This is a genomic window from Streptomyces sp. MNU89, from assembly GCF_020982505.1.
GTDB classification, from domain to species: domain Bacteria; phylum Actinomycetota; class Actinomycetes; order Streptomycetales; family Streptomycetaceae; genus Streptomyces; species Streptomyces xinghaiensis.
The window spans coordinates 2,141,931-2,166,722 of the sequence record NZ_JAJKLL010000001.1; the positions used below are offsets into that span (position 1 = coordinate 2,141,931).

19 protein-coding genes are annotated in these 24,792 nt (G+C 72.5%); 9 read left to right on the forward strand and 10 right to left on the reverse strand.

Annotated features, from left to right (window positions below; genetic code table 11):
• Positions 1–2: 2 nt before the first annotated feature.
• The 7 genes from E4N63_RS09115 to E4N63_RS09145 all read left to right on the forward strand — a co-directional run bounded on the left by E4N63_RS09115 (position 3) and on the right by E4N63_RS09145 (position 6,618).
• Positions 3–416, forward strand: a complete 414-nt coding sequence (locus E4N63_RS09115) for a roadblock/LC7 domain-containing protein (RefSeq protein WP_019709877.1) — start codon at positions 3–5, stop codon at positions 414–416.
• Positions 417–525: 109 nt separating this feature from the next.
• A complete protein-coding gene (locus E4N63_RS09120; RefSeq protein WP_019706270.1) occupies positions 526–936 on the forward strand; it encodes a DUF742 domain-containing protein in 411 nt (136 codons plus the stop codon).
• Complete coding sequence (locus E4N63_RS09125) at positions 917–1,495, forward strand: ATP/GTP-binding protein (protein WP_063831840.1); 579 nt, start codon at positions 917–919, stop codon at positions 1,493–1,495. Before E4N63_RS09120 ends, E4N63_RS09125 begins: the two co-directional genes overlap by 20 nt.
• Before the next feature lie 349 nt (positions 1,496–1,844).
• Positions 1,845–4,979 (forward strand): nitrate- and nitrite sensing domain-containing protein, encoded by a 3,135-nt coding sequence (locus E4N63_RS09130; RefSeq protein WP_125626956.1) that lies wholly within the window; start codon positions 1,845–1,847, stop codon positions 4,977–4,979.
• Positions 4,980–4,989: 10 nt separating this feature from the next.
• Complete coding sequence (locus tag E4N63_RS09135; RefSeq protein WP_019709877.1) at positions 4,990–5,403, forward strand: roadblock/LC7 domain-containing protein; 414 nt, start codon at positions 4,990–4,992, stop codon at positions 5,401–5,403.
• Positions 5,404–5,507: 104 nt separating this feature from the next.
• The gene (locus tag E4N63_RS09140; protein WP_230240382.1) at positions 5,508–6,059 is read left to right on the forward strand and encodes a DUF742 domain-containing protein; all 552 of its coding nucleotides are present in this window, start codon (positions 5,508–5,510) and stop codon (positions 6,057–6,059) included.
• Positions 6,040–6,618 (forward strand): ATP/GTP-binding protein, encoded by a 579-nt coding sequence (locus E4N63_RS09145; protein WP_078650299.1) that lies wholly within the window; start codon positions 6,040–6,042, stop codon positions 6,616–6,618. Before E4N63_RS09140 ends, E4N63_RS09145 begins: the two co-directional genes overlap by 20 nt.
• A gap of 237 nt (positions 6,619–6,855) precedes the next feature.
• Here E4N63_RS09145 and E4N63_RS09150 read toward each other — a convergent pair whose 3' ends face one another.
• Positions 6,856–7,068, reverse strand: a complete 213-nt coding sequence (locus E4N63_RS09150) for an acyl-CoA carboxylase epsilon subunit (RefSeq protein ID WP_230240383.1) — start codon at positions 7,066–7,068, stop codon at positions 6,856–6,858.
• Positions 7,069–7,079: 11 nt separating this feature from the next.
• Positions 7,080–8,663 carry an acyl-CoA carboxylase subunit beta gene (locus E4N63_RS09155; protein WP_125625629.1) on the reverse strand — a complete coding sequence of 528 codons (1,584 nt, stop codon included), beginning with the start codon at positions 8,661–8,663 and terminating at the stop codon, positions 7,080–7,082.
• Positions 8,664–8,934: 271 nt separating this feature from the next.
• Here E4N63_RS09155 and E4N63_RS09160 point away from each other — a divergent pair, with 271 nt between their 5' ends.
• Positions 8,935–9,582, forward strand: coding sequence for a YceI family protein (locus E4N63_RS09160; protein WP_230240384.1), 648 nt, complete (start codon positions 8,935–8,937; stop codon positions 9,580–9,582).
• 100 nt (positions 9,583–9,682) lie between these two features.
• Here the strand turns inward: E4N63_RS09160 and cimA are convergent, their stop codons facing one another.
• From cimA to E4N63_RS09195, 7 genes are all read right to left on the reverse strand, one after another.
• Positions 9,683–11,302 carry a citramalate synthase gene (gene cimA, locus E4N63_RS09165; protein ID WP_043473535.1) on the reverse strand — a complete coding sequence of 540 codons (1,620 nt, stop codon included), beginning with the start codon at positions 11,300–11,302 and terminating at the stop codon, positions 9,683–9,685.
• 396 nt (positions 11,303–11,698) lie between these two features.
• Positions 11,699–12,799 carry a branched-chain amino acid aminotransferase gene (locus E4N63_RS09170; RefSeq protein ID WP_125625630.1) on the reverse strand — a complete coding sequence of 367 codons (1,101 nt, stop codon included), beginning with the start codon at positions 12,797–12,799 and terminating at the stop codon, positions 11,699–11,701.
• Positions 12,800–13,140: 341 nt separating this feature from the next.
• On the reverse strand, positions 13,141–14,184 hold the full coding sequence (locus E4N63_RS09175; RefSeq protein ID WP_230240385.1) for a 3-isopropylmalate dehydrogenase: 1,044 nt from the start codon (positions 14,182–14,184) through the stop codon (positions 13,141–13,143).
• Positions 14,185–14,294: 110 nt separating this feature from the next.
• Positions 14,295–14,435 (reverse strand): hypothetical protein, encoded by a 141-nt coding sequence (locus E4N63_RS09180; protein WP_019709886.1) that lies wholly within the window; start codon positions 14,433–14,435, stop codon positions 14,295–14,297.
• A 318-nt stretch (positions 14,436–14,753) separates the two neighbouring features.
• Positions 14,754–18,374, reverse strand: coding sequence for a phosphodiester glycosidase family protein (locus E4N63_RS09185; protein ID WP_230240386.1), 3,621 nt, complete (start codon positions 18,372–18,374; stop codon positions 14,754–14,756).
• 363 nt (positions 18,375–18,737) lie between these two features.
• Positions 18,738–20,369, reverse strand: a complete 1,632-nt coding sequence (pruA, locus tag E4N63_RS09190; RefSeq protein ID WP_230240387.1) for an L-glutamate gamma-semialdehyde dehydrogenase — start codon at positions 20,367–20,369, stop codon at positions 18,738–18,740.
• Between the two features lie 96 nt (positions 20,370–20,465).
• On the reverse strand, positions 20,466–21,392 hold the full coding sequence (locus E4N63_RS09195; RefSeq protein ID WP_125625633.1) for a proline dehydrogenase family protein: 927 nt from the start codon (positions 21,390–21,392) through the stop codon (positions 20,466–20,468).
• 173 nt (positions 21,393–21,565) lie between these two features.
• Between E4N63_RS09195 and E4N63_RS09200 the strand changes: the two genes are divergently transcribed.
• Positions 21,566–22,807, forward strand: coding sequence for a CdaR family transcriptional regulator (locus E4N63_RS09200; RefSeq protein WP_125625197.1), 1,242 nt, complete (start codon positions 21,566–21,568; stop codon positions 22,805–22,807).
• A gap of 136 nt (positions 22,808–22,943) precedes the next feature.
• On the opposite strand, the gene serA is transcribed toward E4N63_RS09200, so the two are convergent.
• Positions 22,944–24,536, reverse strand: coding sequence for a phosphoglycerate dehydrogenase (gene serA, locus E4N63_RS09205; RefSeq protein ID WP_125625199.1), 1,593 nt, complete (start codon positions 24,534–24,536; stop codon positions 22,944–22,946).
• Positions 24,537–24,792: the final 256 nt, after the last annotated feature.

The following is a 24,792-nucleotide window of genomic DNA, read 5'->3' on the forward strand; positions in this document are numbered from 1 at the left end:
CGATGAGCCAGGCGGCGCAGAACCTGAACTGGTTGATCACCAACTTCGTGGACAACACCCCCGGGGTGTCCCACACCGTGGTGGTATCCGCCGACGGACTCCTCCTCGCGATGTCCGAAGGGTTCCCGCGCGACCGCGCCGACCAGCTGGCGGCCGTCGCCTCCGGCCTGACGTCGCTGACGGCCGGCGCCTCCCGCATCTTCGAGGGCGGCGCCGTCAACCAGACCGTGGTGGAGATGGAACGGGGGTTCCTCTTCATCATGTCCGTCTCCGACGGTTCCTCCCTGGCCGTCCTCGCCCACCCCGAGTGCGACATCGGCCTCGTGGGCTACGAGATGGCCCTCCTGGTCGACCGCGCCGGAACCGTCCTCACCCCGGACCTCCGAGCCGAACTCCAGGGAAGTCTTCTCAACTGATCGAACGACCTAGGTACGACCAACCGACCGTCGGGCCGATCCCCCTCGCACCACCGGCCTCCCCATCGGTCCCCGCCAGACGACAACCGTTGTCCAGCCCGGAGGAACCATGACCCCGCCGCCCGCCTCGCCCGGCCCGTACGGCGCCGCACACCAAGCGCCGTACGGGGACGACGGCGACCAGCCACTGGTGCGGCCGTACGCCATGACCGGTGGCCGGACCCGTCCGCGCTACCAGCTCGCCATCGAGGCGCTGGTCAGCACCACGGCCGACCCCTCCCAGCTGGGGACGCTGCTCCCCGAGCACGCCCGGATCTGCCACCTGTGCCGTGAGGTCAAGTCGGTGGCCGAGATCTCCGCGCTGCTGGCGATACCCCTGGGGGTGGCCCGCATTCTGGTCGCCGACCTGGCCGAGGCCGGCATGGTGGCCATCCACCAGCCGGGCGGCAGCGGCGAGGCCGGCGGTACGCCGGATGTGACACTGCTCGAAAGGGTGCTCAGTGGACTTCGGAAGCTCTAACGCCGCGCCACGCGCCACCACGTCGGCGAAGATTGTGGTGGCCGGTGGCTTCGGCGTGGGCAAGACCACGTTCGTCGGCGCGGTGTCGGAGATCAATCCGCTGCGCACCGAGGCCGTGATGACCTCTGCCTCCGCGGGGATCGACGACCTCAGCCACGTCCAGGACAAGACCACCACCACGGTGGCGATGGACTTCGGCCGCATCACGCTGGACCAGGACCTGATCCTGTACCTGTTCGGCACCCCCGGACAGGACCGCTTCTGGTTCATGTGGGACGACCTCGTCCGCGGCGCCATCGGCGCCGTCGTCCTCGTCGACACCCGCCGCCTCGCCGACTGCTTCCCCGCCGTCGACTACTTCGAGAACAGCGGCCTCCCCTTCGTCATCGCCCTCAACGGCTTCGACGGACACCAGCCCTACACCCCCGAAGAAGTCCGCGAAGCCCTCCAGATCGGCCCCGACGCCCCCATCATCACCACCGACGCACGCCACCGCGCCGACGCCAAGAGCGCCCTCATCACCCTCGTCGAACACGCCCTCATGGCACGCCTGAAGTAGCGTCCTCCGGGCCAACTGCCGGGATGGACCGGAAAGTTGGCCATGAGGCGGGCTGTGTCGTTTGACACGGCCCGCCTCCGTGTTCATAACGATTCCACAGACAATTACCCCGGCCGGTAAACCCGGTGCGTTCGAACAACTTCACAGCGCTCATAATTCGGGCAGGCTATGAAGGCTTTTGCGTCGGATGTCGCTTTCATCCACCCGTTCCCAGACCTCGTGGAGCCGCTTCCCGGTGTTTGGAATGCGCACGCCTGACGTGCTGCAATTCCCTGAAACTCCTGCACAGGAGCTTGTCCAGGACAGACGGCACATCGTGACGTGCCGGCGCCGAGAGGTTGTTGGTCGAGTGAGGCGAAGCAAGTCCGGCCCCGCGTCGCACGAGGCGTCGCGCGGCAACTTCACCCCGCCGTCGCGCACAGCGGCGCCACCGTCCGCGGAGGGGCACGAGCCGCCCCCGCCGCCGCGCGGCAGCCGGTTCTCCGTGCAGAACTGGCGGGTGCCCGCCAAGCTGAACGCGATTCTGCTGATCCCCGTCCTGGTCGGCCTGGTCCTGGGTCTCTTCCAGGTCAACGGCTCGATCAACACGCTGCAGGAGGCGAACGAGGCCGAGCGCACCGCGCGTCTCGTCCGGGCCGCCGCCACCTACGGTCACCTGCTGCTGGACGAGCGCGACGTCACCGCCGCCCCGCTGCTCGCGGGCGACCGGGACAGCAAGGTCGTCACCGAGGCCCGCGCCGCGAGTGACGCGGCCCGCCAGGACTTCGAGGCCGCCGTCCAGGACATGCCCGACAGGCCGGGCCTCAACCGCCGGCTGGACGCCTACCGCGAGGTCGAGCCCCAGCTCGAGAGCCTCCGCGAGAACGCCTACACCAGCAAGCTCCCGGGGGTGCAGACCGAGGAGAACTACGTCCGGGTCCAGCACGTCCTGATGGAGTTCGCCAACGAACTCGGCCTCGGCACGGGCAACGTCACCAGCTACGGCCGCACGGTCTACGCGATCTCGCTGACCAAGGCCGCGCTCTCGCTGGAACGCTCCATCGGTATGCACCTGCTGGTGAAGCCGGGTCCCGACGCGGCCAGCCGCGGCGCCCAGCTCACCGCCTTCAGCTCGTACGCCTACCTGGAGAACATCGCCCTCGGCGAGTACGTGGGCGGCGGCACGCCGCAGGACCAGCAGCGCCTGGAGAGCGCGCTGCGGAACGCCCAGGAGAAGGGCAAGGAGAAGGTCGAGGAGGCCAAGCGGCAGGCGGACGCCGCCGGGACCGTCTTCATCCCCCCGCCCTCCTTCGACAAGATGGTCACCTCGATCGCCACCAACCGGAACGGCGACGAGCTGAAGGAAGCCGGCATCACCCCGGAGACCTGGTTCGCCACCGCGACCGGCAAGTTCGACGCCTACCGCTCGGTGGAGAAGAAGCTCGTCGACGACGCGGTGGCCGAGACCCGGAACATCTCCAGCGACGCCCAGCGCGAAGCCATCATCACCGGTGTCCTGGTGGTCCTCGCCCTGCTGGCCGCCTTCATCCTGGCCGGTATGACCGCCCGCTCGATGAGCCGCTCCATGCAGCGCCTGCGCAACGCCGCCTTCGACGTGGCCGAGCAGCGCCTGCCGGGCCTCGTCGACCAGCTCTCGCGGACCGACCCGGGCCGGGTCGACACCCGCGTCGAGCCCATCCCGATCACCAGCCGCGACGAGATCGGCGAGGTGGCCCGCGCCTTCGACCAGGTCCACCGCGAGGCGGTCCGGCTCGCCTCCGAGCAGGCGCTCCTCCGGGGCAACGTCAACGCGATCTTCACCAACCTCTCCCGCCGCAACCAGGGACTCATCGAACGCCAGCTCACCCTGATCACCGACCTCGAGAACAACGAGGCGGACCCGGACCAGCTGGAGAACCTGTTCAAGATGGACCACCTCGCGACGCGCATGCGCCGCAACGGTGAGAACCTCCTGGTCCTCGCGGGCGAGGAGCCCGGCCGCCGCTGGAACCAGCCGGTCCCGCTGGTCGACGTGCTCCGTGCCGCCGCCTCCGAGGTGGAGCAGTACGAGCGCATCGAGCTGAGCGGCGTCCCGGAGACGGAGATCCACGGCACCGCGGTCTCCGACCTCGTGCACCTCCTCGCCGAGCTGCTGGAGAACGCCACCTCGTTCTCCTCCCCGCAGACCAAGGTTCGGGTCACCGCGACCCGGCTGCCCGACGGCCGCATCATGGTCGAGATCCACGACAAGGGCATCGGCCTGACCGCCGAGGACTTCGCGGACATCAACCACAAGCTGGCCAACCCGCCCACCGTGGACGTGGCGGTCGCCCGGCGCATGGGCCTCTTCGTGGTCGGCCGCCTCGCGGACCGGCACGGCATCCGCGTCCAGCTCCGCCCCTCCGGCGAGCAGGCCGGCACCACCTCGCTGGTCATGCTGCCCGAGAACATCACCCATGGCGGTGGCGGCGAACAGCCCTCCGAGGACGACTTCACGGTCTCCCGGATCGTCCCGGAGCAGCCGCAGGGCTACGGCGGCGTCCAGGAGCACCAGATCCCGGCCCGGACGGCGGCCGAACTCGGCTTCGACGAGTCCCGCTACGAGCGGGCACCCGACGACGCCCGGGAACTGGACTCCGTGGGCCGCTCCCGGCTGCGGGAGGAGCGCCGGGCCCAGCTGGAGGCCCAGTCGGCCGAGCCGCAGCCGGTGTACCGGGACGAGAGGGAGCCGCAGGGGTACCTCCAGGAGGTCCCGCAGGAGCCCCAGGGCTACGAAGCGGAATATCCCCGGGCCGCCTATCCGGAACAGGACTACGCCGGGCAGGACTACCAGAACTCCGGTTACCAGGACGCGGGTTACCAGCAGAACGGCTATCCTGATGCGGCCTACGGCGAAGCCGCCCCTGCTGACCAGCAGTCGTACTCGCCCTTCGGTGCTCAGCCCGCACAGCCCGCGCAACCCGCGCAGGACCGGTGGTCCGAGCCCTTCGGCCGGGATGACCGGTACGAGCCGGATCACGGACCGGAATCGGAACCCTCCGACGCTCCCGCTGACCGGCCGGAAAGCGTAGGCTTCGAACGTCCGGGCCCCTCCCCGAGCGGCGCCCAGTCCCTGACCGGCGCGGGTCTCCCCCGCCGGGACAAGGCCTGGCAGCCGTCCGAGGAACGGGAGCAGAAGCCGCAGGAGACCTCTCCGACGGACGACCCGGACTGGCGCTCGGCGAACGACGACCGCTGGCACCGGGCCGAGCGTCTCCGGGAGCCCAAGGCAGGCGGGGTGACCCCCTCCGGTCTCCCCCGTCGGGTACCCAAGGCCAACCTGGTCGAGGGCACCGCAGAACAGACCCCGCAGGGCGGCCCCTCGGTCTCCCGCGCCCCGGAGGACGTCCGCGGCAGGTTGAGCAACCTGCGCCGCGGCGTCCAGCGGGGACGTAACGCGGGAACGGACACAGGCCACCAGGGCTTCGGCCCCGGCGGCAGCAGCACCTACGATCAGGAGCGTTAGTGTGAGCCCGATGAGCCAGGCGGCGCAGAACCTGAACTGGTTGATCACCAACTTCGTGGACAACACCCCCGGGGTGTCCCACACCGTGGTGGTATCCGCCGACGGACTCCTCCTCGCGATGTCCGAAGGGTTCCCGCGCGACCGCGCCGACCAGCTGGCGGCCGTCGCCTCCGGCCTGACGTCGCTGACGGCCGGCGCCTCCCGCATCTTCGAGGGCGGCGCCGTCAACCAGACCGTGGTGGAGATGGAACGGGGGTTCCTCTTCATCATGTCCGTCTCCGACGGTTCCTCCCTGGCCGTCCTCGCCCACCCCGAGTGCGACATCGGCCTCGTGGGCTACGAGATGGCCCTCCTGGTCGACCGCGCCGGAACCGTCCTCACCCCGGACCTCCGAGCCGAACTCCAGGGAAGTCTTCTCAACTGACAGAGACACCGTGCGTTTCACGTCACCGCGCCATAAGGTGCGGTGACGCGGAACCGTCGCAGCAACGGGGACCGGCAGAGCAGAGGCAGTTGGAGGAGGAAGACGTGGCAACGCCCCCGAGCGGGTACCCCTATGGCGGATATCAACCCCAGCCACAGGGCGAGCCCGGCCAGCGGTACGACTACCCCTCCGCTCCCGGTCACCACCAGGAGCCGCCTCCGCAGCGCTCCCCGTACGAGCAGCCTCCGCCCCAGCAGCAACCCCAGCATCAGCAGTCGCAGCAGCGCCGGCACGGCTCCCCCGCGGCCGGCAGCAGGAACCCCCTGGTGCGGCCGTACGCCATGACCGGTGGCCGGACCCGTCCGCGCTACCAGCTCGCCATCGAGGCGCTGGTGCACACCACGGCGGCTCCGGGCCAGCTGCAGGGCCAACTGCCGGAGCACCAGCGGATCTGCCATCTGTGCCGGGAGATCAAGTCGGTTGCCGAGGTCTCCGCGCTCCTCACCATTCCTCTCGGCGTCGCCCGAATCCTCGTCGCCGACTTGGCCGAGGCCGGGCTTGTCGCCATCCATCAGCCCGGCGGCGACGAGTCCGCCGGCGGCCAGCCAGACGTGACACTGCTCGAAAGGGTGCTCAGTGGACTTCGGAAGCTCTAGCGGCGCGGCACGCTCCACCACTTCCGCGAAGATTGTGGTGGCGGGCGGCTTCGGCGTGGGCAAGACCACGTTCGTCGGCGCGGTCTCGGAGATCAATCCCCTGCGCACCGAGGCCGTGATGACCTCTGCCTCCGCGGGGATCGACGACCTGACGCACGCGCCGGACAAGACCACGACGACCGTGGCGATGGACTTCGGCCGCATCACCCTGGACCAGGACCTGATCCTGTACCTGTTCGGCACCCCCGGACAGGACCGCTTCTGGTTCATGTGGGACGACCTCGTCCGCGGCGCCATCGGCGCCGTCGTCCTCGTCGACACCCGCCGCCTCGCCGACTGCTTCCCCGCCGTCGACTACTTCGAGAACAGCGGCCTCCCCTTCGTCATCGCCCTCAACGGCTTCGACGGACACCAGCCCTACACCCCCGAAGAAGTCCGCGAAGCCCTCCAGATCGGCCCCGACGCCCCCATCATCACCACCGACGCACGCCACCGCGCCGACGCCAAGAGCGCCCTCATCACCCTCGTCGAACACGCCCTCATGGCACGCCTGCGCTGACCGCCCGGCGGCGGCTCCCCGTACGCGACGAGAGGTCCCCGTACCCCGGGAAGGGGTGCGGGGACCTCTCGCGTCCGGTGAGGCCCGCGGACGGCCGTACGGCGGGCCGGAGACAGGGGGAGAACGCACGGCGGGCCCGGACCGGGGTTGTCCCGGTCCGGGCCCGCCGTGGGTGCCGCAGGGGCCGTGGGCACGCTCGGTGGCGGCCGCCGGCGTCGGCGCGGTGCTCCGGCCGCCTCAGCCCTGCCAGCTGTGCGGGGCCCGGAAGCCGGGGCCGCGCTCCGGGCGGTGCCAGCGGGGTGCGGTGCGGTACGGACGGGCCGGGGTGTGGCGGCGCGGGCCGGGGTGGCCCGGCGCGGTGGCCCGGGCGAGCAGGACGGCGGTGAGGGCGGCCAGCTCCTCGGGGCCGGCCTGGCCCTTCTCGACGCGCAGGAAGTTGTCGGCGTTCATCTGGGTCTCCGTTACTGCGGCGGGTTGCCGTGCTTGCGGGAGGGCAGGTCGGCGTGCTTGGTCCGCAGCATGGCCAGGGACCGGATCAGCACCTCGCGGGTCTCGGCCGGGTCGATGACGTCGTCGACCAGGCCGCGCTCGGCGGCGTAGTAGGGGTGCATCAGCTCGGCCTTGTACTCCTTGACCATCGCGGCGCGCATGGCCTCGGGGTCCTCGGCGTCGGCGATCTGCTTGCGGAAGACGACGTTCGCGGCGCCCTCGGCGCCCATGACGGCGATCTCGTTGGTGGGCCAGGCGTAGGTGAGGTCGGCTCCGATGGACTGGCTGTCCATCACGATGTACGCGCCGCCGTACGCCTTCCGCAGGATCACCGAGATCCGCGGAACGGTGGCATTGCAGTACGCGTAGAGCAGCTTGGCGCCGTGCCGGATGATGCCGCCGTGCTCCTGGGCGACGCCCGGGAGGAAGCCGGGGACGTCCAGCAGGGTGACCAGGGGGATGTTGAAGGCGTCGCACATCTGGACGAAGCGCGCGGCCTTCTCGCTGGCCTCGATGTCCAGCACACCCGCGAGGGACTGGGGCTGGTTGGCGATAACGCCGACGACCTGGCCGTCGAGGCGGGCCAGCGCGACGATGACGTTGGTGGCCCAGCGCTCGTGGACCTCCAGCAGCTCGCCGTCGTCGACGAGCTCCTCGATGACCTTGCGCATGTCGTACGGGCGGTTGCCGTCGGCCGGCACCAGGTCGAGCAGGGCCTCGCCACGCCGGCCGGCCGGGTCGTCGGAGGGCGCCGCGGGCGGGTTCTCCCGGTTGTTCTGCGGCAGCAGCGACAGCAGGTAGCGGACCTCGTGGAGACAGGTCTCCTCGTCGTCGTACGCGAAGTGGCACACCCCGGAGGTCTCGGCGTGCACATCGGCGCCGCCCAGGCCGTTCTGGCTGATCTCCTCGCCGGTCACCGCACGCACGACGTCGGGGCCGGTGATGAACATCTGCGAGGTCTCGCGGACCATGAAGACGAAGTCGGTGAGAGCGGGGCTGTAGGCCGCGCCGCCGGCGCAGGGGCCGAGCATCACCGAGATCTGCGGGATCACGCCGGAGGCCCGGGTGTTCCGCTGGAAGATGCCGCCGTAGCCGGCGAGGGCGCTGACGCCCTCCTGGATGCGGGCGCCGGCGCCGTCGTTGAGGGAGACCAGCGGCGCTCCGGCGGCGATGGCCATGTCCATGATCTTGTGGATCTTGGTGGCGTGGGCCTCGCCCAGCGCGCCGCCGAAGATGCGGAAGTCGTGGGCGTAGACGAAAACCGTCCGGCCCTCCACGGTGCCCCAGCCGGTGATGACGCCGTCGGTGTACGGGCGCTTGGCCTCCAGGCCGAAGCCGGTGGCCCGGTGCCGGCGCAGCGGCTCCACCTCGTTGAAGGAGTCCTCGTCCAGGAGGAGGTCGATCCGCTCGCGGGCGGTCAGCTTGCCCTTGGCCTTCTGCGCCTCGGTGGCCCGGTCGCTCGGGCCGCGCCGGACCTGCTCGCGGATGGCGCGCAGTTCCGCCACCCGCCCACGGGCATCGCTCGCCTCGGGTGGCGTCTCGTCCAGAAGGGTCATGTACCGACCCTACGAAACCCGACCCCGGAAACCGTGCGTAGATTCCGCACAGTCTCCACCGCCGATTCCTGGCCGGCTTGGACAGAACCGCCCTTGTCGCGCCGGCCTCCGACTACTGCCGCGCCTCAGAGGTGTGGGGTTCCCACAAACAGACGCCGCGGACGGCCTGCCATGGACCACCCGGCGAGGCTTGCTTGAACTTTGAACAATCATCCCCTACAGTCGAACTTGTTGAATGCTGAACAAACTTTGATCCAGCCGAGGAGGCGCCATGGCTCTGTTCACCCGCAAGAGCGCCCGCAGCACCGGACCCACCACGACCACCGCCCCGGAGGCGGCCACCACGACCGCCACCGCCGCGGCCCCCGGCCTGGCCGCCCTGACCGGCGACTACACCATCGACCCGGCCCACAGCGACATCGCCTTCACCGTGCGGCACGCCATGGTGACCAATGTGCGCGGCTCCTTCGGTGACCACGAGGGCCGGCTCCACCTCGACGGCTCCGACCCCGCCCGCTCCACCGCCTCGGTCGACGTGCGGATCGCCAGTGTGGACACCGGCATCAAGGACCGCGACCAGCACCTCGTCGGCGCGGACTTCTTCGACGCCGAGACGTACCCCCTGATGACGTTCCGCAGCACCGCCGTGGAGCCGCTGGGCGAGGACGTCTACCGCGTCACCGGGGACCTCACCATCAAGGACGTCACCCGGCCGCTCTCCATCGACCTGGAGTTCAACGGCGCCGCCACGGACGTCTACGGCAACGAGCGCGTCGGCTTCGAGGGCAGCACGCAGATCCTGCGCTCCGACTGGGGCCTGACCTGGAACGCGGCCCTGGAGACCGGTGGTGTCCTGGTCGGCGACAAGGTGAAGCTGACCTTCGACATCTCGGCGGTCAAGTCCGCGCCGGCCGCCTGATCCCGGCACCCGCCACCCCCGGGAGCCGCGGCCCCGTTCGTCCCCGCACCCGCCCCGGCCGGATTCCCTCCGGCCGGGGCGCGGGCACGGGGCCGCGGCGCTACAGCTCCTCGGCGGGCTCCACGCCCGCCCGCAGCAGACCGTAGGTGTACGCGTCCTCCAGGGCCTGCCAGGAGGCCGCGATGACGTTGTCGGCGACGCCCACGGTCGACCACTCCCCCTCGCCGTCCTCGGTCGTGACCAGCACGCGGGTGGTGGACCCGGTGCCGTGCCGGCCCTCCAGGATCCGCACCTTGTAGTCGACGAGCTCCATCCCGGCCAGCTGCGGGTAGATCCGCTCCAGACCGACCCGGAGCGCCCGGTCCAGGGCGTTGACCGGGCCGTTGCCCTCGGCCGTCGCGACGATCCGCTCCCCCTTGGCCCACAGCTTGACGGTGGCCTCGTTGGCGTGCGTGCCGTCCGGCCGGTCCTCGACGATGGCCCGCCAGGACTCGGTGCGGAAGTGGCGGCGGGCCCGGCCGTCGACCTCGGCCCGGAGGAGCAGCTCGAAGGAGGCGTCGGCCGCCTCGTAGGTGTAGCCCGCGAGCTCGCGCTCCTTGACGCGGTCGACCACCCGGGCGATCAGGTCCCGGTCGCCGCCGAGGTCGATGCCGAGCTCCTTGCCCTTGAGCTCGATGGAGGCGCGGCCGGCCATGTCGGACACCAGCATCCGCATGGTGTTGCCGACGAGTTCCGGGTCGATGTGCTGGTAGAGGTCCGGGTCCACCTTGATCGCCGAGGCGTGCAGCCCGGCCTTGTGCGCGAAGGCGGAGACCCCCACATAGGGCTGGTGGGTGGAGGGCGTGAGGTTGACGACCTCCGCGATCGCGTGCGAGATCCGGGTCATCTCGGCCAGCGCCCCGGGCGGCAGCACCCGGCGCCCGTACTTGAGCTCCAGGGCGGCCGTGACCGGGAAGAGGTTGGCGTTGCCGACCCGCTCGCCGTAGCCGTTGGCGGTGCACTGGACGTGGGTGGCGCCCGCGTCCACGGCCGCCAGCGTGTTGGCCACCGCGCAGCCGGTGTCGTCCTGGGCGTGGATGCCCAGCCGCGCGCCGGTGTCGGCCAGGACGGTGGCCACCACGGCCTGGATCTGCGCGGGCAGCATCCCGCCGTTGGTGTCGCAGAGGACGACCACATCGGCCCCGGCCTCGTACGCCGTGCGGACGACCTGCTTGGCGTAGCCCGGGTTGGCGCGGTAGCCGTCGAAGAAGTGCTCGCAGTCGAGGAAGACCCGCCGGCCCTCGGCCCGCAGATGGGCCACGGTGTCCCGGATCATCGCCAGGTTCTCGTCGAGGCTGGTGCGCAGGGCCAGCTCGACGTGGCGGTCGTGGGACTTGGCGACCAGCGTGACCACCGGGGCGCCGGAGTCCAGCAGGGCCTGGACCTGCGGGTCGTCCTCCGCCCGTACCCCCGCCTTGCGGGTGGCACCGAACGCGACGAGCCGCGCGTGCCGGAAGTCGATCTCGGCGCGGGCGCGCTGGAAGAACTCCGTGTCCCGCGGGTTGGCGCCGGGCCAGCCGCCCTCGATGAACCCCACACCGAAGTCGTCCAGATGCCGCGCGATCTTCAGCTTGTCGGCGACGGTGAGATTGATGCCCTCGCGCTGCGCCCCATCGCGCAGCGTGGTGTCGAAGACGTGGAAACTGTCGTCCCCCTGAGCGGGGCCGCTTGCGTCCGTCATGACTCTTCCGAACTCCTGTCGGGATCTCGGTCTACCTGGGATCCCCCCTGCCGGGGACACGGGGGAACCGGTTCCACCGTCCTCCACTGATCCCCGCGCTCCGTTCACCGGCATGGGGTGGGCCGGAAAACGAAAAAACCTCTCGCGGGTGCGAGAGGTCTGCGCGCGGGTCCTGGGACACGATGTCCGCTGCCGCGGTTCTGCTGCGGTTCAGCGGTCACTGCGGACCGGCGCGCCTGCTGCCAATAATCGTGGCGAACGAGAGCACGGGGGCAGTCTGGCACACCCGCGCCTCCGCGTTCCCACCTGTCTCAGGATGCGGTCAGTTGTCCGGAAACCGCCGGTGGCACGGCATCCGTGCCACCGGCGGGCGTGCCACCGGCGGGCGTGCGGGGGTCAGCAGACGTGGTGCATCCAGCCGTGCGGGTCGGGGGCGGCGCCGGTCTGGATGTCGAGGAGAGCCTTGCGGAGCTGGAGAGTGACCTCGCCGGGTTCGCCGTCGCCCACGGTCCAGTTGCCGCGGGCGGACTTCACCGAGCCGACGGGGGTGATCACGGCGGCGGTGCCGCAGGCGAAGACCTCGGTCAGCGAGCCGTCGGCGTTGCCGTTGCGCCAGTCCTCCACGGAGATGCGCTCCTCCACGACCTCGTGGCCGAGGTCGGCGGCGATCTGCAGGAGGGAGGCGCGGGTGATGCCGGGGAGGAGGGAGCCGGAGAGCTCCGGGGTGGTGATGCGCCGCTTGCCGTCCGGGCCGCCGTGGACGAAGTACAGGTTCATGCCGCCCATCTCCTCGATCCAGCGGCGCTCGATGGCGTCGAGCCAGACCACCTGGTCGCAGCCCTGCTCGGCGGCCTGGGCCTGGGCGACGAGGGAGGCGGCGTAGTTGCCGCCGGCCTTGGCGGCGCCGGTGCCGCCGGGGGCCGCCCGGACGTACTCCTCGGAGAGCCAGACGGAGACGGGCTTCACGCCGCCGGGGAAGTAGGCACCGGCCGGCGAGGCGATGACGAGGAAGAGGTACTCGTTCGCGGGGCGGACCCCGAGGCCGACCTCGGTGGCGAACATGAACGGCCGGATGTAGAGGGACTGCTCGCCGGTGCCGGGGACCCACGCCTTGTCCTGGGTGATGAGGGCGTCGACGGCGGCGAGGAAGAGCTCGGTGGGCAGCTCCGGCATCGCGAGGCGGCGGGCGGAGGAGCGGAACCGCTCGGCGTTGGCCTCGGGGCGGAAGGTGGCGACGGAGCCGTCGGGCCGGCGGTAGGCCTTGAGCCCCTCGAAGATGGTCTGCGCGTAGTGCAGCGTCATGTTGGCCGGGTCGACGGACAGCGGCGCGTAGGGGACGAGTTCGGCGTCGTGCCAGCCGCGGCCCTCCGTCCACTTGACCGTCACCATGTTGTCGGTGAAGTGGCGGCCGAAACCGGGGGCGGCCAGGATCGCTTCCCGCTCCGCGGCGGGCAGCGGGTGCGCGGAGGGCTTGAGCTCGATCGTGGGCGTCGTCATGTCTGCTGTCCTTCACCGTGAGTCGTGGCGGACCGCGCACTCGCCACCGGCGTTTGCAGGACGTCCGAGTATCTCGCGAAGCGGCCGCTTCACCCGATTATCGCCAATGGGGCCGGGGAGAGGAAACCGGTCGTCCGGGGCCGGCGGCGGCACGGACCTGGGTCGATGGTCGCACTCCCGCACCGGGCTTGTCAGGGTCCGTGCGGCCGCGGGCACGTCACAGGCCGTCCGGCGGACACCGCCGGGAGACCCCCCGGGGGCGGCCACGCGCGCCGCGGCCCCCGTCCCGGCGGGGAACGGGGGCCGCGGCGCGCGGAGTTGAGAGCTCCCGGGCGGAGAGGTCAGTCGGAGACCCGGCCGGCGAGGGCGTCGCCGATTTCGTCGGTGGTGCGGGGCTTCTCGGGGCTGCGGGCCGCGAGGTCCTCGGCCACGGCCGCCTCGATCCGGGCCGCCTCGGCGCCGTATCCCAGGTGGTCCAGGAGCAGGGCGACGGAGAGGATCGTGGCCGTGGGGTCGGCCTTGCCCTGGCCTGCGATGTCGGGGGCCGAGCCGTGGACGGGCTCGAACATCGACGGGAAAGCGCCGGTCGGGTTGATGTTGCCGGACGCCGCCAGGCCGATGCCGCCGGTGACGGCCGCCGCGAGGTCGGTGAGGATGTCGCCGAAGAGGTTGTCGGTGACGATCACGTCGAACCGCTCGGGCTGGGTGACGAAGAAGATGGTCGCCGCGTCGACGTGCAGATAGTCGGTGGTGACCTGGGGGTACTCGGTCCCGACCGCGTCGAAGATCCGCTTCCACAGATGGCCGGCGTGGACCAGCACATTGTTCTTGTGGACCAGGGTGAGCTTCTTCCGCGGCCGGGCGGCGGCCCGCTCGTAGGCGTCGCGGACGACCCGCTCCACCCCGTAGGCGGTGTTCAGGCTGACCTCGGTGGCCACCTCGGCGGTCGTGCCGGTGCGCAGGCTGCCGCCGTTGCCGGTGTACGGGCCCTCGGTGCCCTCGCGGACCACGACGAAGTCGATGTCCGGGCGGCCCGCCAGCGGCGTGGCCGTGTTCGGGAAGAGCTTCGAGGGGCGGAGGTTGATGTAGTGCTCGAAGGCGAAGCGCAGCTTCAGCAGCAGGCCCCGCTCCAGCACGCCGGAGGGCACGGACGGGTCGCCGATGGCGCCGAGCAGGATGGCGTCGTGGCCGCGGAGCGACTCCAGCTCGCCGTCCGGCAGGGTCTCGCCGGTGGCGTGCCAGCGCTTGGCGCCCAGGTCGTAACTACGGGACTCCAGCTTCACATCCTGGGGGAGCACCGCGGTCAGGACCTTCAGGCCCTGTGCCACGACCTCCCCGCCGATGCCGTCACCGGGGATCACTGCGAGATCGATGCTGCGAGACATGCCGGGCACCCTACTCCCCGTCCCAGCTGCTGACATGAGGCGTCCACGATGCGGTCACGGGGGAGCCTCGGCCACCGGGGGCGGACCGTGCCCGTCAACGGTCGTCCGTGTCAGTGGTCGTGGCCGGTGGCGCCGCCGTTGTCCCGGCGGTCGAGGGCGCGCTGCAGGGCGGCGGCGGCTTCCTGCCGCGCGGTGCTGTCGGCGGTACGGGAAGCGGTGCGGCGGCGGGTCCGGGCTGCGGTCGCGTTCATGGGGCACGTCTCCAATGCGGAAGGGGGAACGGAAGGCACGAAGGGGTGCGGGGAGCGCGGGGATCACCGGAGAGGGCGGGGGCGACAACGTGCGGCAGGGATCGCCTGCGAGGCACGGCCCGCGTCCGCCGGCCGCTGGATCAGCGACAAGCTCGGCTTCCTACAACGCTAGGACAGCCGGGCCGCGCTGTCTCCACAATTACTCGGACTTCCTACTATCTGAGACGGCGGATTCCGTACCGCGACGGACGGAGGACCGCCGGCTCCCTTCGGCCGGCGGCCCTCAGCCGTCCTTCCCCGCCCGTTCCGGGGCCGGGTTCAGCCCTTCCCGGTGGTGCCGGCCGGGGGCAGCGCAGGCGGCGGGGCGACGATCCGCACGTCCCTCCGCTCGGTGACACCGTTCACCGTCACCGCCAGGACCACGGTGGCCGGGCGCAGTGCCGTGAGAGTCCCGGTCACCGGGTCGTACGCGGCGGCGTGCCACGGCCGGGCACCCTCCGGGGAGCCGATGCGCAGATTCGGGGAGCCCGTCCAGTCCGCGCTCACCGGGAAGCCCACCGGGACCTGCCGCGCCGCGCTTCCCTCCCCCTGCGTCACCGCGGCGGTGACGCGGGCTGTCTCCCCGGCGGGCAGCGCGCCGGGGCCGTCCATCCGCAACCCGTCGACGTGCGGGCGGGTGCGGACGGAGATCCAGTCCGGGCCGCCCTCCCAGGGCCGCTGCCGTGCCCGGGCCCGCTCGGCCTCGGTGATCCGGTCGACCCCGACCGTGGACCAGCCGGTGAACCCGCCCCGGCCGGGTGGCGCGGCCGGCGCCTTCCCGGCGTTGCCGTTGACGAGATACGGGACCCCGCCGACCCGTGAGGCGTGGAAGACGCCCACGTGGGCGCCGATGACGGCGGCCCCCTTGCCGCTGGTGCGGCGGAAGTCCGCCAGCCAGCTCTCCAGCAGGGCCGCCTCCTTGCGGTCGGTGAGCTCCGAGGCGCGCTGCGGGGTGGGGTCGCGCGGCGGTACGTGCTGGACGACGATCACGGAGCCGGTGCCCGGGTCGGCGGCCGCCCGCTCCAGCTCGGCGCGGACCGCCCGGATCTGCGCGAGCCCGCCGCCGCGGACAGTCAGCCGGGAGGTGTCGAGGGTGATGAACCGGGTGCCCCGGTGGTCGAAGACCCGGTGACCGGGGCCGAACTCCTTCTCGAACAGCTCGATCGAGCCGCCCATCACCTCGTGGTTGCCGGGCACGTACACCCAGGGCACCGCGTCGCCGAGCTCCTCCTTCAGGACCCGGCGGGCGAGGGCCAGGTCCGCGGCCGAGCCCTCGTCCACCAAGTCCCCGTTGACGAGGAGCAGTTCGGGGCGGGACGCCCTGATCTCGCGGAGGGTGCGCCGGGTCTGCCGGACCAGCGGGCCGTCCGGTTCCCGCGCGGTGAACTGGGCGTCGGAGAGCACGGCGAACCGCCAGTCGCGGCCTCCGGTCTCCGCCGCGCCGGCGATGAGGGGATCGGGTACCGGCTCCGCCGCGGGCAGGTCGATGTCCGGGGGCACCCGGGCCGTCAGGCCGTCGATGACGATCTCCCCGGTGTACTGCTTCAGCGGGTCCGTCTCGGCGAGGTAGAAGCGGCGCACGCGCAGCGAGTGGACGGTGCCGGGCGGCACCTCGAACTCCACTTCCCGCCAGCCGGTCCAGGTGACGAACGGTCCGCGGAGCACCAGGCTCGTGTCCTGGGCGTCGACGAGGTGGAGCGAGGGCCAGGCACCGTTGCCGTCTCCCTTGATCCAGAGCCGGAAGGACTGCGGCTGCCCGGCGACGGGGATCCGGGCGGGCGGGTTGGCGTAGGCGGCGCGGGTGGCCGTGGAGAGGGTGAAGTCGTAGCTCATGCGCAGGCCGGTGCCCTCGCGTCCGCCGGGGACGGCGGCGACCGAGCCGTCGGCCCGGGCTTGCGAGAACGTCCAGTCGCCGGCGTCGTCGAAGCCGGCGATCCCCCGCTCCTCCAGGCCGACGGTGACGCCGACGACGGCCGTGCGGCCCCGCACCGTCGCCTCGATCAGGCCGGATCCGCCCTCCGTGCGGGCGGCGACGGTGAAGGAGCCGCGGCCGTCGGGGGTGACGGAGAACCGGGAACGGTCGTACTCCAGACGGACGTCGGCCGGTTCGACGGGGGCCTCGGTGCCGTGGGCGTCCAGCCCCGTGATGCCGAAGGTTCCGGTGGCCGAGGCGTCCGCCAGGCCCACCCGGGGGGTGGTGGGGACGATCCGGTCGAGGGCGTCGATCACGGTCAGCCGCGCGGTGCCCCGGGCCGCCCCGAGCCGGGCCTCCACCTCGGCGGTACCACCGCGCCGGGCGGTGAACACGCCGTCATCACCGATCCGGCCCGCACTGCCGGAGCGGACGCGCCACCGCGGGCGGCCGGCCGCGGGCCCGTACGTCTCGTCGTGGCCGGTGGCGCGGAGGGCGCGGGTGAGTCCGGGGAAGACCCGGTCGGGCCGGCCGCCGAGGACCGGGCCGGTGGTCGGCGCGGTCTCCGGCGCGGTCACCGTCTCCACCCGGAAGCCGGTGAGCCGCCCGCTGCCCGCCGGTGCGGTGACCGCGAGGCCGTTGGAGACGGGGCGCGCCCTGCCGTCCGCCGGGCTGTTCTCCACCCGCGGGCCCGTGCCGCCCGCTTCCCGCGCGACCAGGGTGGAGGAGCCGCCGCCGTCCAGGTTGAGGGCGTTGTGCGCGCCCAGTTCGCGCATCAGCAGGCCGAGTTCGGTGAGGGTGGCGCCGCCGCTGTCGGCCTGCCGGCCGTCCACGGTCAGCAGGTGCATGGTGGTGCCGTCCCGGGAGAAGCCGACGGCCGTGCGCGGGGCGGGCTCGTTGTTGGGACGGCCCTCCCAGTCCTGGGGCTCCCCGTCGGCCACGAGCACTCCGCGGCCGCCGACGGCGGTGCGCGGCACGGGGCCGCCGTCGGTCCGCGGCCGGTACTCGGTGGTCACGGGGTCGCCCGGCCGCAGAGCGGCGAGGAGGTCCGCTCCGGCGTCCCGGCCGACGAGAACGGTGGTGCCCTCCGGGACCGGGCCCCGGCCGGGTCGTACGGCGGTCTCGCGGACCCGGCCGTCCGCGACGGTGACCTCGGCGGTGCGCCCGGCCCCGTCCACGGTGTGCGCCCGGTCGGCGTCGCCCCACTGCGGGGTGTACAGCCCGATGCCGCCGTCGGGGACCCGGGCGGCGTTGTAGGCGTGCAGGGTGTGGGTGCCGGACGGCAGGGTGACCGTGCCGTCGAAGTAGAGGGCGAGGATGCGGCCCGCGTCGTCCGGGCCGATGCCGGCCGCCGTCCGCGCCTCCCCGGACGGCATGCCGACGAGCCGGCCGTCCCGGATGCCGGGCCCGAGCGGCGCTCCGGTGCCGAGGTCGAAGAAGTCCGCGTTGACGGCGGCGACGGTGCGGCGGCCCGGGCCCGGGTCGTGCGCGGCGGCCATCTCCGGGACGGTGGCGCGTCCCGTCACCGTCCCGGAGGAGAGGTGGTCCACGCGGGCGCCACCGCCGAGGTCCACGGTGAGGGCGTCGGCGCGCAGCCACGGCCCGGGCCGCAGCCGGTCGAAGGAGGTGAGGACGACGCCGGGGGCGACGGGCCGGGTGTTGCGGGCGGTCTCGACCGCCCCCGCGTCCGGCCCGTCCGGGGTCGCGGAGCCGCCGCCGGACGGCGCGTCACCGGACGGAGCGTGGGCGGGCGGCGGCGCGACGGGCCGTAAGGCGTCCGCCCGGGAGGCGGGCCGGGAATCGGTGTCGGAAGCCGAGGCGGTGGCGGACTCGGTGGCGGTGGCCGGCGGTACGGCGCCGAGGACCAGCGCGGCGGCGGTGACGAGGACGGCGGCGGCACCGTGCCGCTCGCCCGGCCGGCGTCTGCGCCGGTGTCCGCGGTGGTGTCCGCGGTGGTGTCCTCCGGTACGGAATACGGCGAACGGCATGGAACCCCCTGCCCTGGACGGTCGTTCCCGGATGCGGTGCCACGGACGTGCGGTCGTACGGTCGCACGGGATGGTGCCGCTCCCAGGCTGCCGCCGGAGGCCGCCGGTCCGCCAGACGCCGTATCGGGCGGACCGGGGAACAACGGGTTGACGGCCACCGCCGGCGCGGGGCCGGACGGAGCGTGGCGAGCGGGCCGGCCGGGCCGGTCGAGCCGGGCAACTCCGTTCCGCCGTACCGGAGTTCGAGCCCGGCGGAACTGTCCACCGGTGGCCCCGGCCCGGACCGCACCACGCCCAACGGCGGAGGCCCCGCACATCCCGGGTGGAGGATGTGCGGGGGCCTCCCGGCCCGCTGTCCGGCGCTCAGCCCATGTGCGGGTACCGGTGGTCCACCGACGGCACCAGGGTCTCCTTGATGGAGCGGGTCGAGGTCCAGCGCATCAGGTTCTGCTGCGAGCCGGCCTTGTCGTTGGTTCCGGACGCCCGCCCACCGCCGAAGGGCTGCTGGCCGACGACGGCGCCGGTCGGCTTGTCGTTGATGTAGAAGTTGCCCGCCGCGAACCGCAGCTTCTCGCAGGCGTCGGCCGCCGCCGCCCGGTCCTGTGCGATGACGGCGCCGGTCAGGCCGTACGGGGCGGCCGACTCCATCTGCTCCAGCATCGCCTCGTACTCCCCGTCCTCGTAGACGAAGACGCCGAGGATCGGGCCGAAGTACTCCTCACGGAAGATCTCGTGCGAGGGGTCGGTGGAGACCAGGACGGTCGGGCGGACGAAGTACCCCACGCTGTCGTCGTACGTGCCGCCGGCCACGACCTCTATGGCCGGGTCCGCCTTCGCCCGCTCGATGGCCGCCTTGTTCTTGGCGAAGGCGCGCTCGTCGATGACGGCGGAGAGGAAGTTCGACAGGTCCGCGGGGTGCCCCATGGGCAGGGCGTCGACCTCGGCCGTGAGCTCCTCGCGCAGCCCGTTCTCCCAGAGGGAGCGCGGCACATAGGCGCGGGAGGCGGCCGAGCACTTCTGGCCCTGGTATTCGAAGGCGCCGCGGATCATCGCGGTCCTGAGCACCGCCGGGTCGGCGGAGGGGTGGGCGACGATGAAGTCCTTGCCGCCGGTCTCGCCGACCAGCCGCGGGTAGGTCTTGTACATCCCGATGTTCTCGCCGACCGTCTTCCACAGGTACTGGAAGGTCTTGGTGGAGCCGGTGAAGTGGATGCCCGCCAGCTCGGGGTGGGCCAGGGCCACCTCGGAGACGGCCAGGCCGTCACCGGTGACGAGGTTGATGACGCCCGGCGGCAGTCCGGCCTCCTCCAGCAGCCGCATCAGCAGCACGGCGGCGTGGGTCTGCGTCGGGGACGGCTTCCACACCACCACATTGCCCATGATCGCGGGGGCGGTGGGGAGGTTGCCCGCGATGGCGGTGAAGTTGAAGGGCGTGATCGCGTAGACGAAGCCCTCCAGCGGCCGGTGGTCGGTCCGGTTCCACACCCCGGGCGAGTTGGCCACCGGCTGTTCGGCCAGGATCCGGCGGGCGTAGTGCACGTTGAAACGCCAGAAGTCGATCAGCTCGCAGGGGGCGTCGATCTCCGCCTGCTGGACGGTCTTGGACTGGCCCAGCATCGTCGAGGCGGCGATGGTCTCGCGCCACGGGCCGGCCAGCAGCTCGGCGGCCCGGAGGAAGACGGCGGCCCGGTCGTCGAAGGAGAGGGCGCGCCAGGCGGGCGCGGCGGCGAGGGCCGCGTCCACCGCGTCGCGCGCGTCCTGGACGGTGGCCTGGGCGGCGGTGCCGAGCCGCGCCGCGTGGTCGTGCGGCTGGACCACGTCGAAGCGTGCGCCGCCGCCCATCCGCCGGACACCGCCGATGGTCATGGGCAGCTCGACCGGGTTGTCCGCCAGTTCTTTGAGTTTCGCCTCCAGCCGCGCGCGCTCGGGGCTGCCGGGTGCGTAGGTGTGCACCGGCTCGTTGACCGGCGCGGGGACCTGGGTCACAGCGTCCATGATGGCCGTTGTCTCCTTCGTTGCTGGGATGTGCGGGGAGTGCGGGATACGGGATACGGAGGTTGCGGGGGTCCGCTCGCCGGAGCCGGCGGGCTGTCAGCCGCGGGTGGCCAGGGAGCGCAGGAAGAAGGCCACGTTCGCCGGGCGTTCGGCCAGCCGGCGCATGAAATAGCCGTACCAGTCGGTGCCGTACGGGACGTAGACGCGCATCCGGTGTCCCTCGGCCGCCAGCCGCGCCTGCTCCGCCTCCCGGATGCCGTACAGCATCTGGAACTCGTACTCACCGGGCTTGCGGCCTGCCCGGCGGGCCATCTCCTGGCCGATGGCGACCATGCGCGGGTCGTGCGAGCCGATCATGGGATATCCCTGCCCGGTCATGAGGATGCCCAGACAGCGGACGAACGCCCGGTCCACCTCGCGCCGCCGCTGGTGTGCCACGCTCGCCGGCTCCTTGTAGGCGCCCTTCACCAGTCGCACCCGGGAGCCCTCGCCGGCCAGCGCGCGGCAGTCGTCCTCGGTACGGAAGAGGTACGACTGCAGCACGGCGCCGGTCCGCGGGAAGCGGTGGCGCAGCTCGCGGAGGATCGCCAGGGTGGAGTCCGTGGTGGTGTGGTCCTCCATGTCGAGGGTGACGGTCGTCCCGGCCGCGGCCGCCGCCTCGGCCACCGGGGTGATGTTCGCCAGGGCCAGGTCGTGGCCACCGGGCAGCGCCTGGCCGAAGGCGGACAGCTTCACGGACATCTCGGCCCGCTCCCCCAGGCCCAGGGCGGCCAGGGCCTCGCAGAGCGCCAGATAGGCGTCCCGGTTGCGGAGTGCCTCTGCCGGGTCGGTGATGTCCTCGCCCAGATGGTCGAGGGTCACCTCCAGGCCGCGCCCGGTAAGGGCCCGGACGGCCGTCACCGCGTCGTCCAGCCGCTCCCCCGCGATGTAGCGGTCGACGACGGGGCGGGTGACGGGTGTGGAGGAGACGAGACGGCGGACGCCGGCACTGCGCGCGGCGGCGAGGAGCACGGGTCCCAGCACGGGGCACCTCCAGGGGCGGGACGGCCGCCGGCGGGGTTCCGGCGGGCGGGGAGAACCTCCGTGAAACGTAAGGAATCCTCCGGCTGCCCGCCATCGACAGCTGTCACGCCGCCGTGGCCGCGATCTCAGACAGATGTATGAGAATGAAAGCCGGAACCGGGAAGGACGGTGGCATGCGCGGCGACTACCAGCAGCTCGTGGACGAGATCTCGGCGGTGCTGGCGGCCCCCGCGACCCTGGAGGACCGGGACTTCCGCCTGATCGCCTTCGGCGCCCACGACGACGGCACGGACGAGGGCACGGACGGCGGAACGGGCGGGGAAGGCGGCGGAGCGGGCCCCGGAACGGGTGGCCCGGCGCTGGACCCGGTGCGCACCCGCTCGATCCTGCACCGCCGGTCCACCCCCGCCGTACGGGCCTGGTTCGAGGCGTTCGGCATCGGCCGGGCGACGGGTCCGGTCCGGATCCCCCCGGACCCCTCGGCCGGGGTGCTGATCGGCCGGATCTGCCTCCCGGTACGCCACCGGGGCGTGGTGTACGGCTACGTCTGGCTGCTGGACGACGGCCATCTGGCGGATCTGGAGACCGGCGCCGGCGGCGGCCCGCCGGACCCCCGGATCGACCGGGCGATGGAGACCGCCGCCCGGATCGGGGACCTGCTCGCCGCCGAGGCCCGGGCCGGGGCGGAACTCGGCGAGCTGCTGCGGGACCTGCTCACCGGACCGGCCGTCACCCGGGAGGCGGCGCGGACGGAGCTGCGGGCCCGGCTGGGCGGCGCGGCGGACGGTCCGCTGGCGCTGGCCGCGGTCGCGCCCTGGGCGCTGGACGTGCCGGACGGGGAGGACGGCGGCCCGGTGCCGGGGCTGTCCGCGCTGCCGGGCGCGCTGGCCGTCTGCGCCGTACCGGACCAGGGGCTGGCCGTGCTCGTCCGGCCGCGCCCCGCGGACCCGGCGGACCCGGCCCGCGCGGCGGCGGACCGGCTGCTCCGCTCGCCCCGGGCGGCCGGCGCGGCCGCGGGGACCGGCGCGCCGCGGCACGGCCTGGCGGAACTGCCCCGTGCCTGGCGGGAGGCGCTGGCCGCGACCCGCGCGGCCCGGGCGGAACCCCGGCTGGGCCCGGTCGCGCGCTGGGAGGACATCGGCCCGTACCGGATGCTGACGGAGCTGCCCCCGGCCGCCGGGCCCGATCCGGCCGTCGCCGGGCTGCTCCGTCCCGAACACGCCGAACTCGCCCGGACCGCCGAGGTGTTCCTCGACTGCGCCGGGCAGGCGGGCCGTGCGGCGGCGGCCCTGGCGATCCACCGGCAGACGCTCTACTACCGGCTGTCGCGGGTGGCCGGGCTCACCGGCCTCGACCTCGGCGAGGGCGAGGACCGGCTGCTGCTCCACATGGCCCTCAAACGCGCCCGGCTGTGAGCACCCGTGACGGGCCGGCTCCGGAGGCGTCCCCCTCTCCGTCCCCGGGCACCGGCCCGGGATACGGCGCAGGGCCCGGCTGCCCTGTCATCGGGGAGCCGGGCCCTGTCACAGCCCCGGGGCGGAACCGGCCGGGTCAGTCCGCGAGGTTGACCGCGCGGGCCGAGGTGGCGCCGATCTCCTCGGCGATCTCGGTCAGCACGGACTGCGGGATGTCGTCGTCCACGGTGAGGACGGCGAGCGCCTCACCGCCCTGGACGGCCCGCGAGACCTGCATACCGGCGATGTTCAGACCGGCCTCGCCCAGGATGCGGCCGAGGGTGCCGACGACACCGGGGCGGTCGGCGTACCGCAGGAACACCATGTGGTCGGCGAGCGCCACCTCGACGTCGTGCTCCCCGACCGCGACGATCTTCTGGACGTGCTTGGGGCCCGCCAGGGTGCCGGAGACCGAGATCTCCTCGCCGTCGGTGAGGGTGCCGCGCACCGTCACCACATTGCGGTGGTCCGGGGACTCCGAGCCGGTGGTGAGCCGGACCTCGACACCGCGCTCCTGCGCGAACAGCGGTGCGTTGACGTAGGAGACCGTCTCGTCGACGACGTCCTCGAAGACGCCCTTGACGGCGGAGAGTTCCAGCACCTTCACATCGTGCTGAGTGATCTCGCCGTACACCTCGACGTCGAGCCGGACGGCCACCTCGCCCGCCAGGGCGGTGAAGATCCGGCCCAGCCGCTCGGCCAGCGGCAGACCCGGGCGGACGTCCTCGGCGATCACACCGCCCTGGACGTTGACCGCGTCCGGGACCAACTCGCCCGCGAGGGCCAGCCGCACCGAACGGGCCACCGAGATGCCCGCCTTCTCCTGGGCCTCGCCGGTGGAGGCGCCCAGGTGCGGGGTGGCCACGACGTTGTCGAACTCGAAGAGCGGGGAGTCCGTGCAGGGCTCCTTGGCAAAGACGTCCAGGCCGGCGGCCGCGACCCGGCCCTCCTTGAGGGCGCTGGCCAGCGCGGTCTCGTCGACGATGCCGCCGCGGGCGGCGTTGACGATCCGGACCTCGGGCTTGACCTTGTGCAGCGCCTCGTCGCCGATGAGCCCGAGGGTCTCGGGGGTCTTCGGCAGGTGGACGGTGATGAAGTCCGAGACCTCCAGCAGCTCGTCCAGCGTGAGCAGCTTGACGCCCATCTGCGCGGCGCGGGCCGGCTGGACGTAGGGGTCGTACGCGACGATCTTCATCCCGAAGGCCGACATCCGCTGGGCGACCAGCACGCCGATCCGGCCGAGGCCGACCACGCCGAGGGTCTTCTCGGAGAGCTCGACGCCGGTGTACTTGCTCCGCTTCCACTCGCCGTTCTTGAGGGCGGTGTTGGCCTGCGGGATGTTGCGCGCGGTGGCGACGATCAGACCGCAGGCGAGCTCGGCGGCGGTGACGATGTTGGACGTGGGGGCGTTGACGACCATGACGCCGGCCTTGGTGGCGGCCGAGACGTCGACGTTGTCCAGGCCCACCCCGGCGCGGGCGACGACCTTCAGCTTCCGCGCGGCGGCGATGGCCTCGGCGTCCACCTTGGTGGCGCTGCGGACGAGGATGGCGTCCACATCGGCGATGGCGGAGAGCAGCTCGCCGCGGTCGGCGCCGTTGCAGTGCCGGATCTCGAAATCGGGTCCGAGTGCGTCGACCGTGGCCGGCGACAGCTCCTCAGCGATCAGTACGACAGGTTTCGGGCTCACGTGGTCCTCAGTCCTCACTAGTCCTTGACGGACGGCCGTCCCGACGGCCGAAGGCGGTGAAGGGCAGCCGCGTGGAAGACGCACGACGCTGTGAGCCTGACGCGCTTGTTCCTGCAGTGTATCCGCGTACGGGGACGCGCCCCGCGCCTCCACGAAAGATCCCGGGAAGGAGTCTGCCTTCTCCGGAACGGTCTTGTGGCGCGTTTGACGGCTCCCGTCCGGAGGACCGGTCCCCCGGGGGGCCGGACGGGTTCCG

Bases quoted from the DNA above. Each gene is read 5' to 3' on its own strand.
- E4N63_RS09115 (WP_019709877.1), top strand. From the start codon at position 3: ATGAGCCAGGCGGCGCAGAACCTGAACTGGTTGATCACCAACTTCGTG.
- E4N63_RS09170 (WP_125625630.1), bottom strand. From the start codon at position 12,799: ATGACGACGCCCACGATCGAGCTCAAGCCCTCCGCGCACCCGCTGCCC.
- pruA (WP_230240387.1), bottom strand. From the start codon at position 20,369: ATGGACGCTGTGACCCAGGTCCCCGCGCCGGTCAACGAGCCGGTGCAC.
- E4N63_RS09175 (WP_230240385.1), bottom strand. From the start codon at position 14,184: ATGTCTCGCAGCATCGATCTCGCAGTGATCCCCGGTGACGGCATCGGC.
- E4N63_RS09200 (WP_125625197.1), top strand. From the start codon at position 21,566: ATGCGCGGCGACTACCAGCAGCTCGTGGACGAGATCTCGGCGGTGCTG.
- E4N63_RS09180 (WP_019709886.1), bottom strand. From the start codon at position 14,435: ATGAACGCGACCGCAGCCCGGACCCGCCGCCGCACCGCTTCCCGTACC.
- E4N63_RS09160 (WP_230240384.1), top strand. From the start codon at position 8,935: ATGGCTCTGTTCACCCGCAAGAGCGCCCGCAGCACCGGACCCACCACG.
- E4N63_RS09135 (WP_019709877.1), top strand. From the start codon at position 4,990: ATGAGCCAGGCGGCGCAGAACCTGAACTGGTTGATCACCAACTTCGTG.
- E4N63_RS09120 (WP_019706270.1), top strand. From the start codon at position 526: ATGACCCCGCCGCCCGCCTCGCCCGGCCCGTACGGCGCCGCACACCAA.
- E4N63_RS09155 (WP_125625629.1), bottom strand. From the start codon at position 8,663: ATGACCCTTCTGGACGAGACGCCACCCGAGGCGAGCGATGCCCGTGGG.
- E4N63_RS09185 (WP_230240386.1), bottom strand. From the start codon at position 18,374: ATGCCGTTCGCCGTATTCCGTACCGGAGGACACCACCGCGGACACCAC.
- E4N63_RS09150 (WP_230240383.1), bottom strand. From the start codon at position 7,068: ATGAACGCCGACAACTTCCTGCGCGTCGAGAAGGGCCAGGCCGGCCCC.
- cimA (WP_043473535.1), bottom strand. From the start codon at position 11,302: ATGACGGACGCAAGCGGCCCCGCTCAGGGGGACGACAGTTTCCACGTC.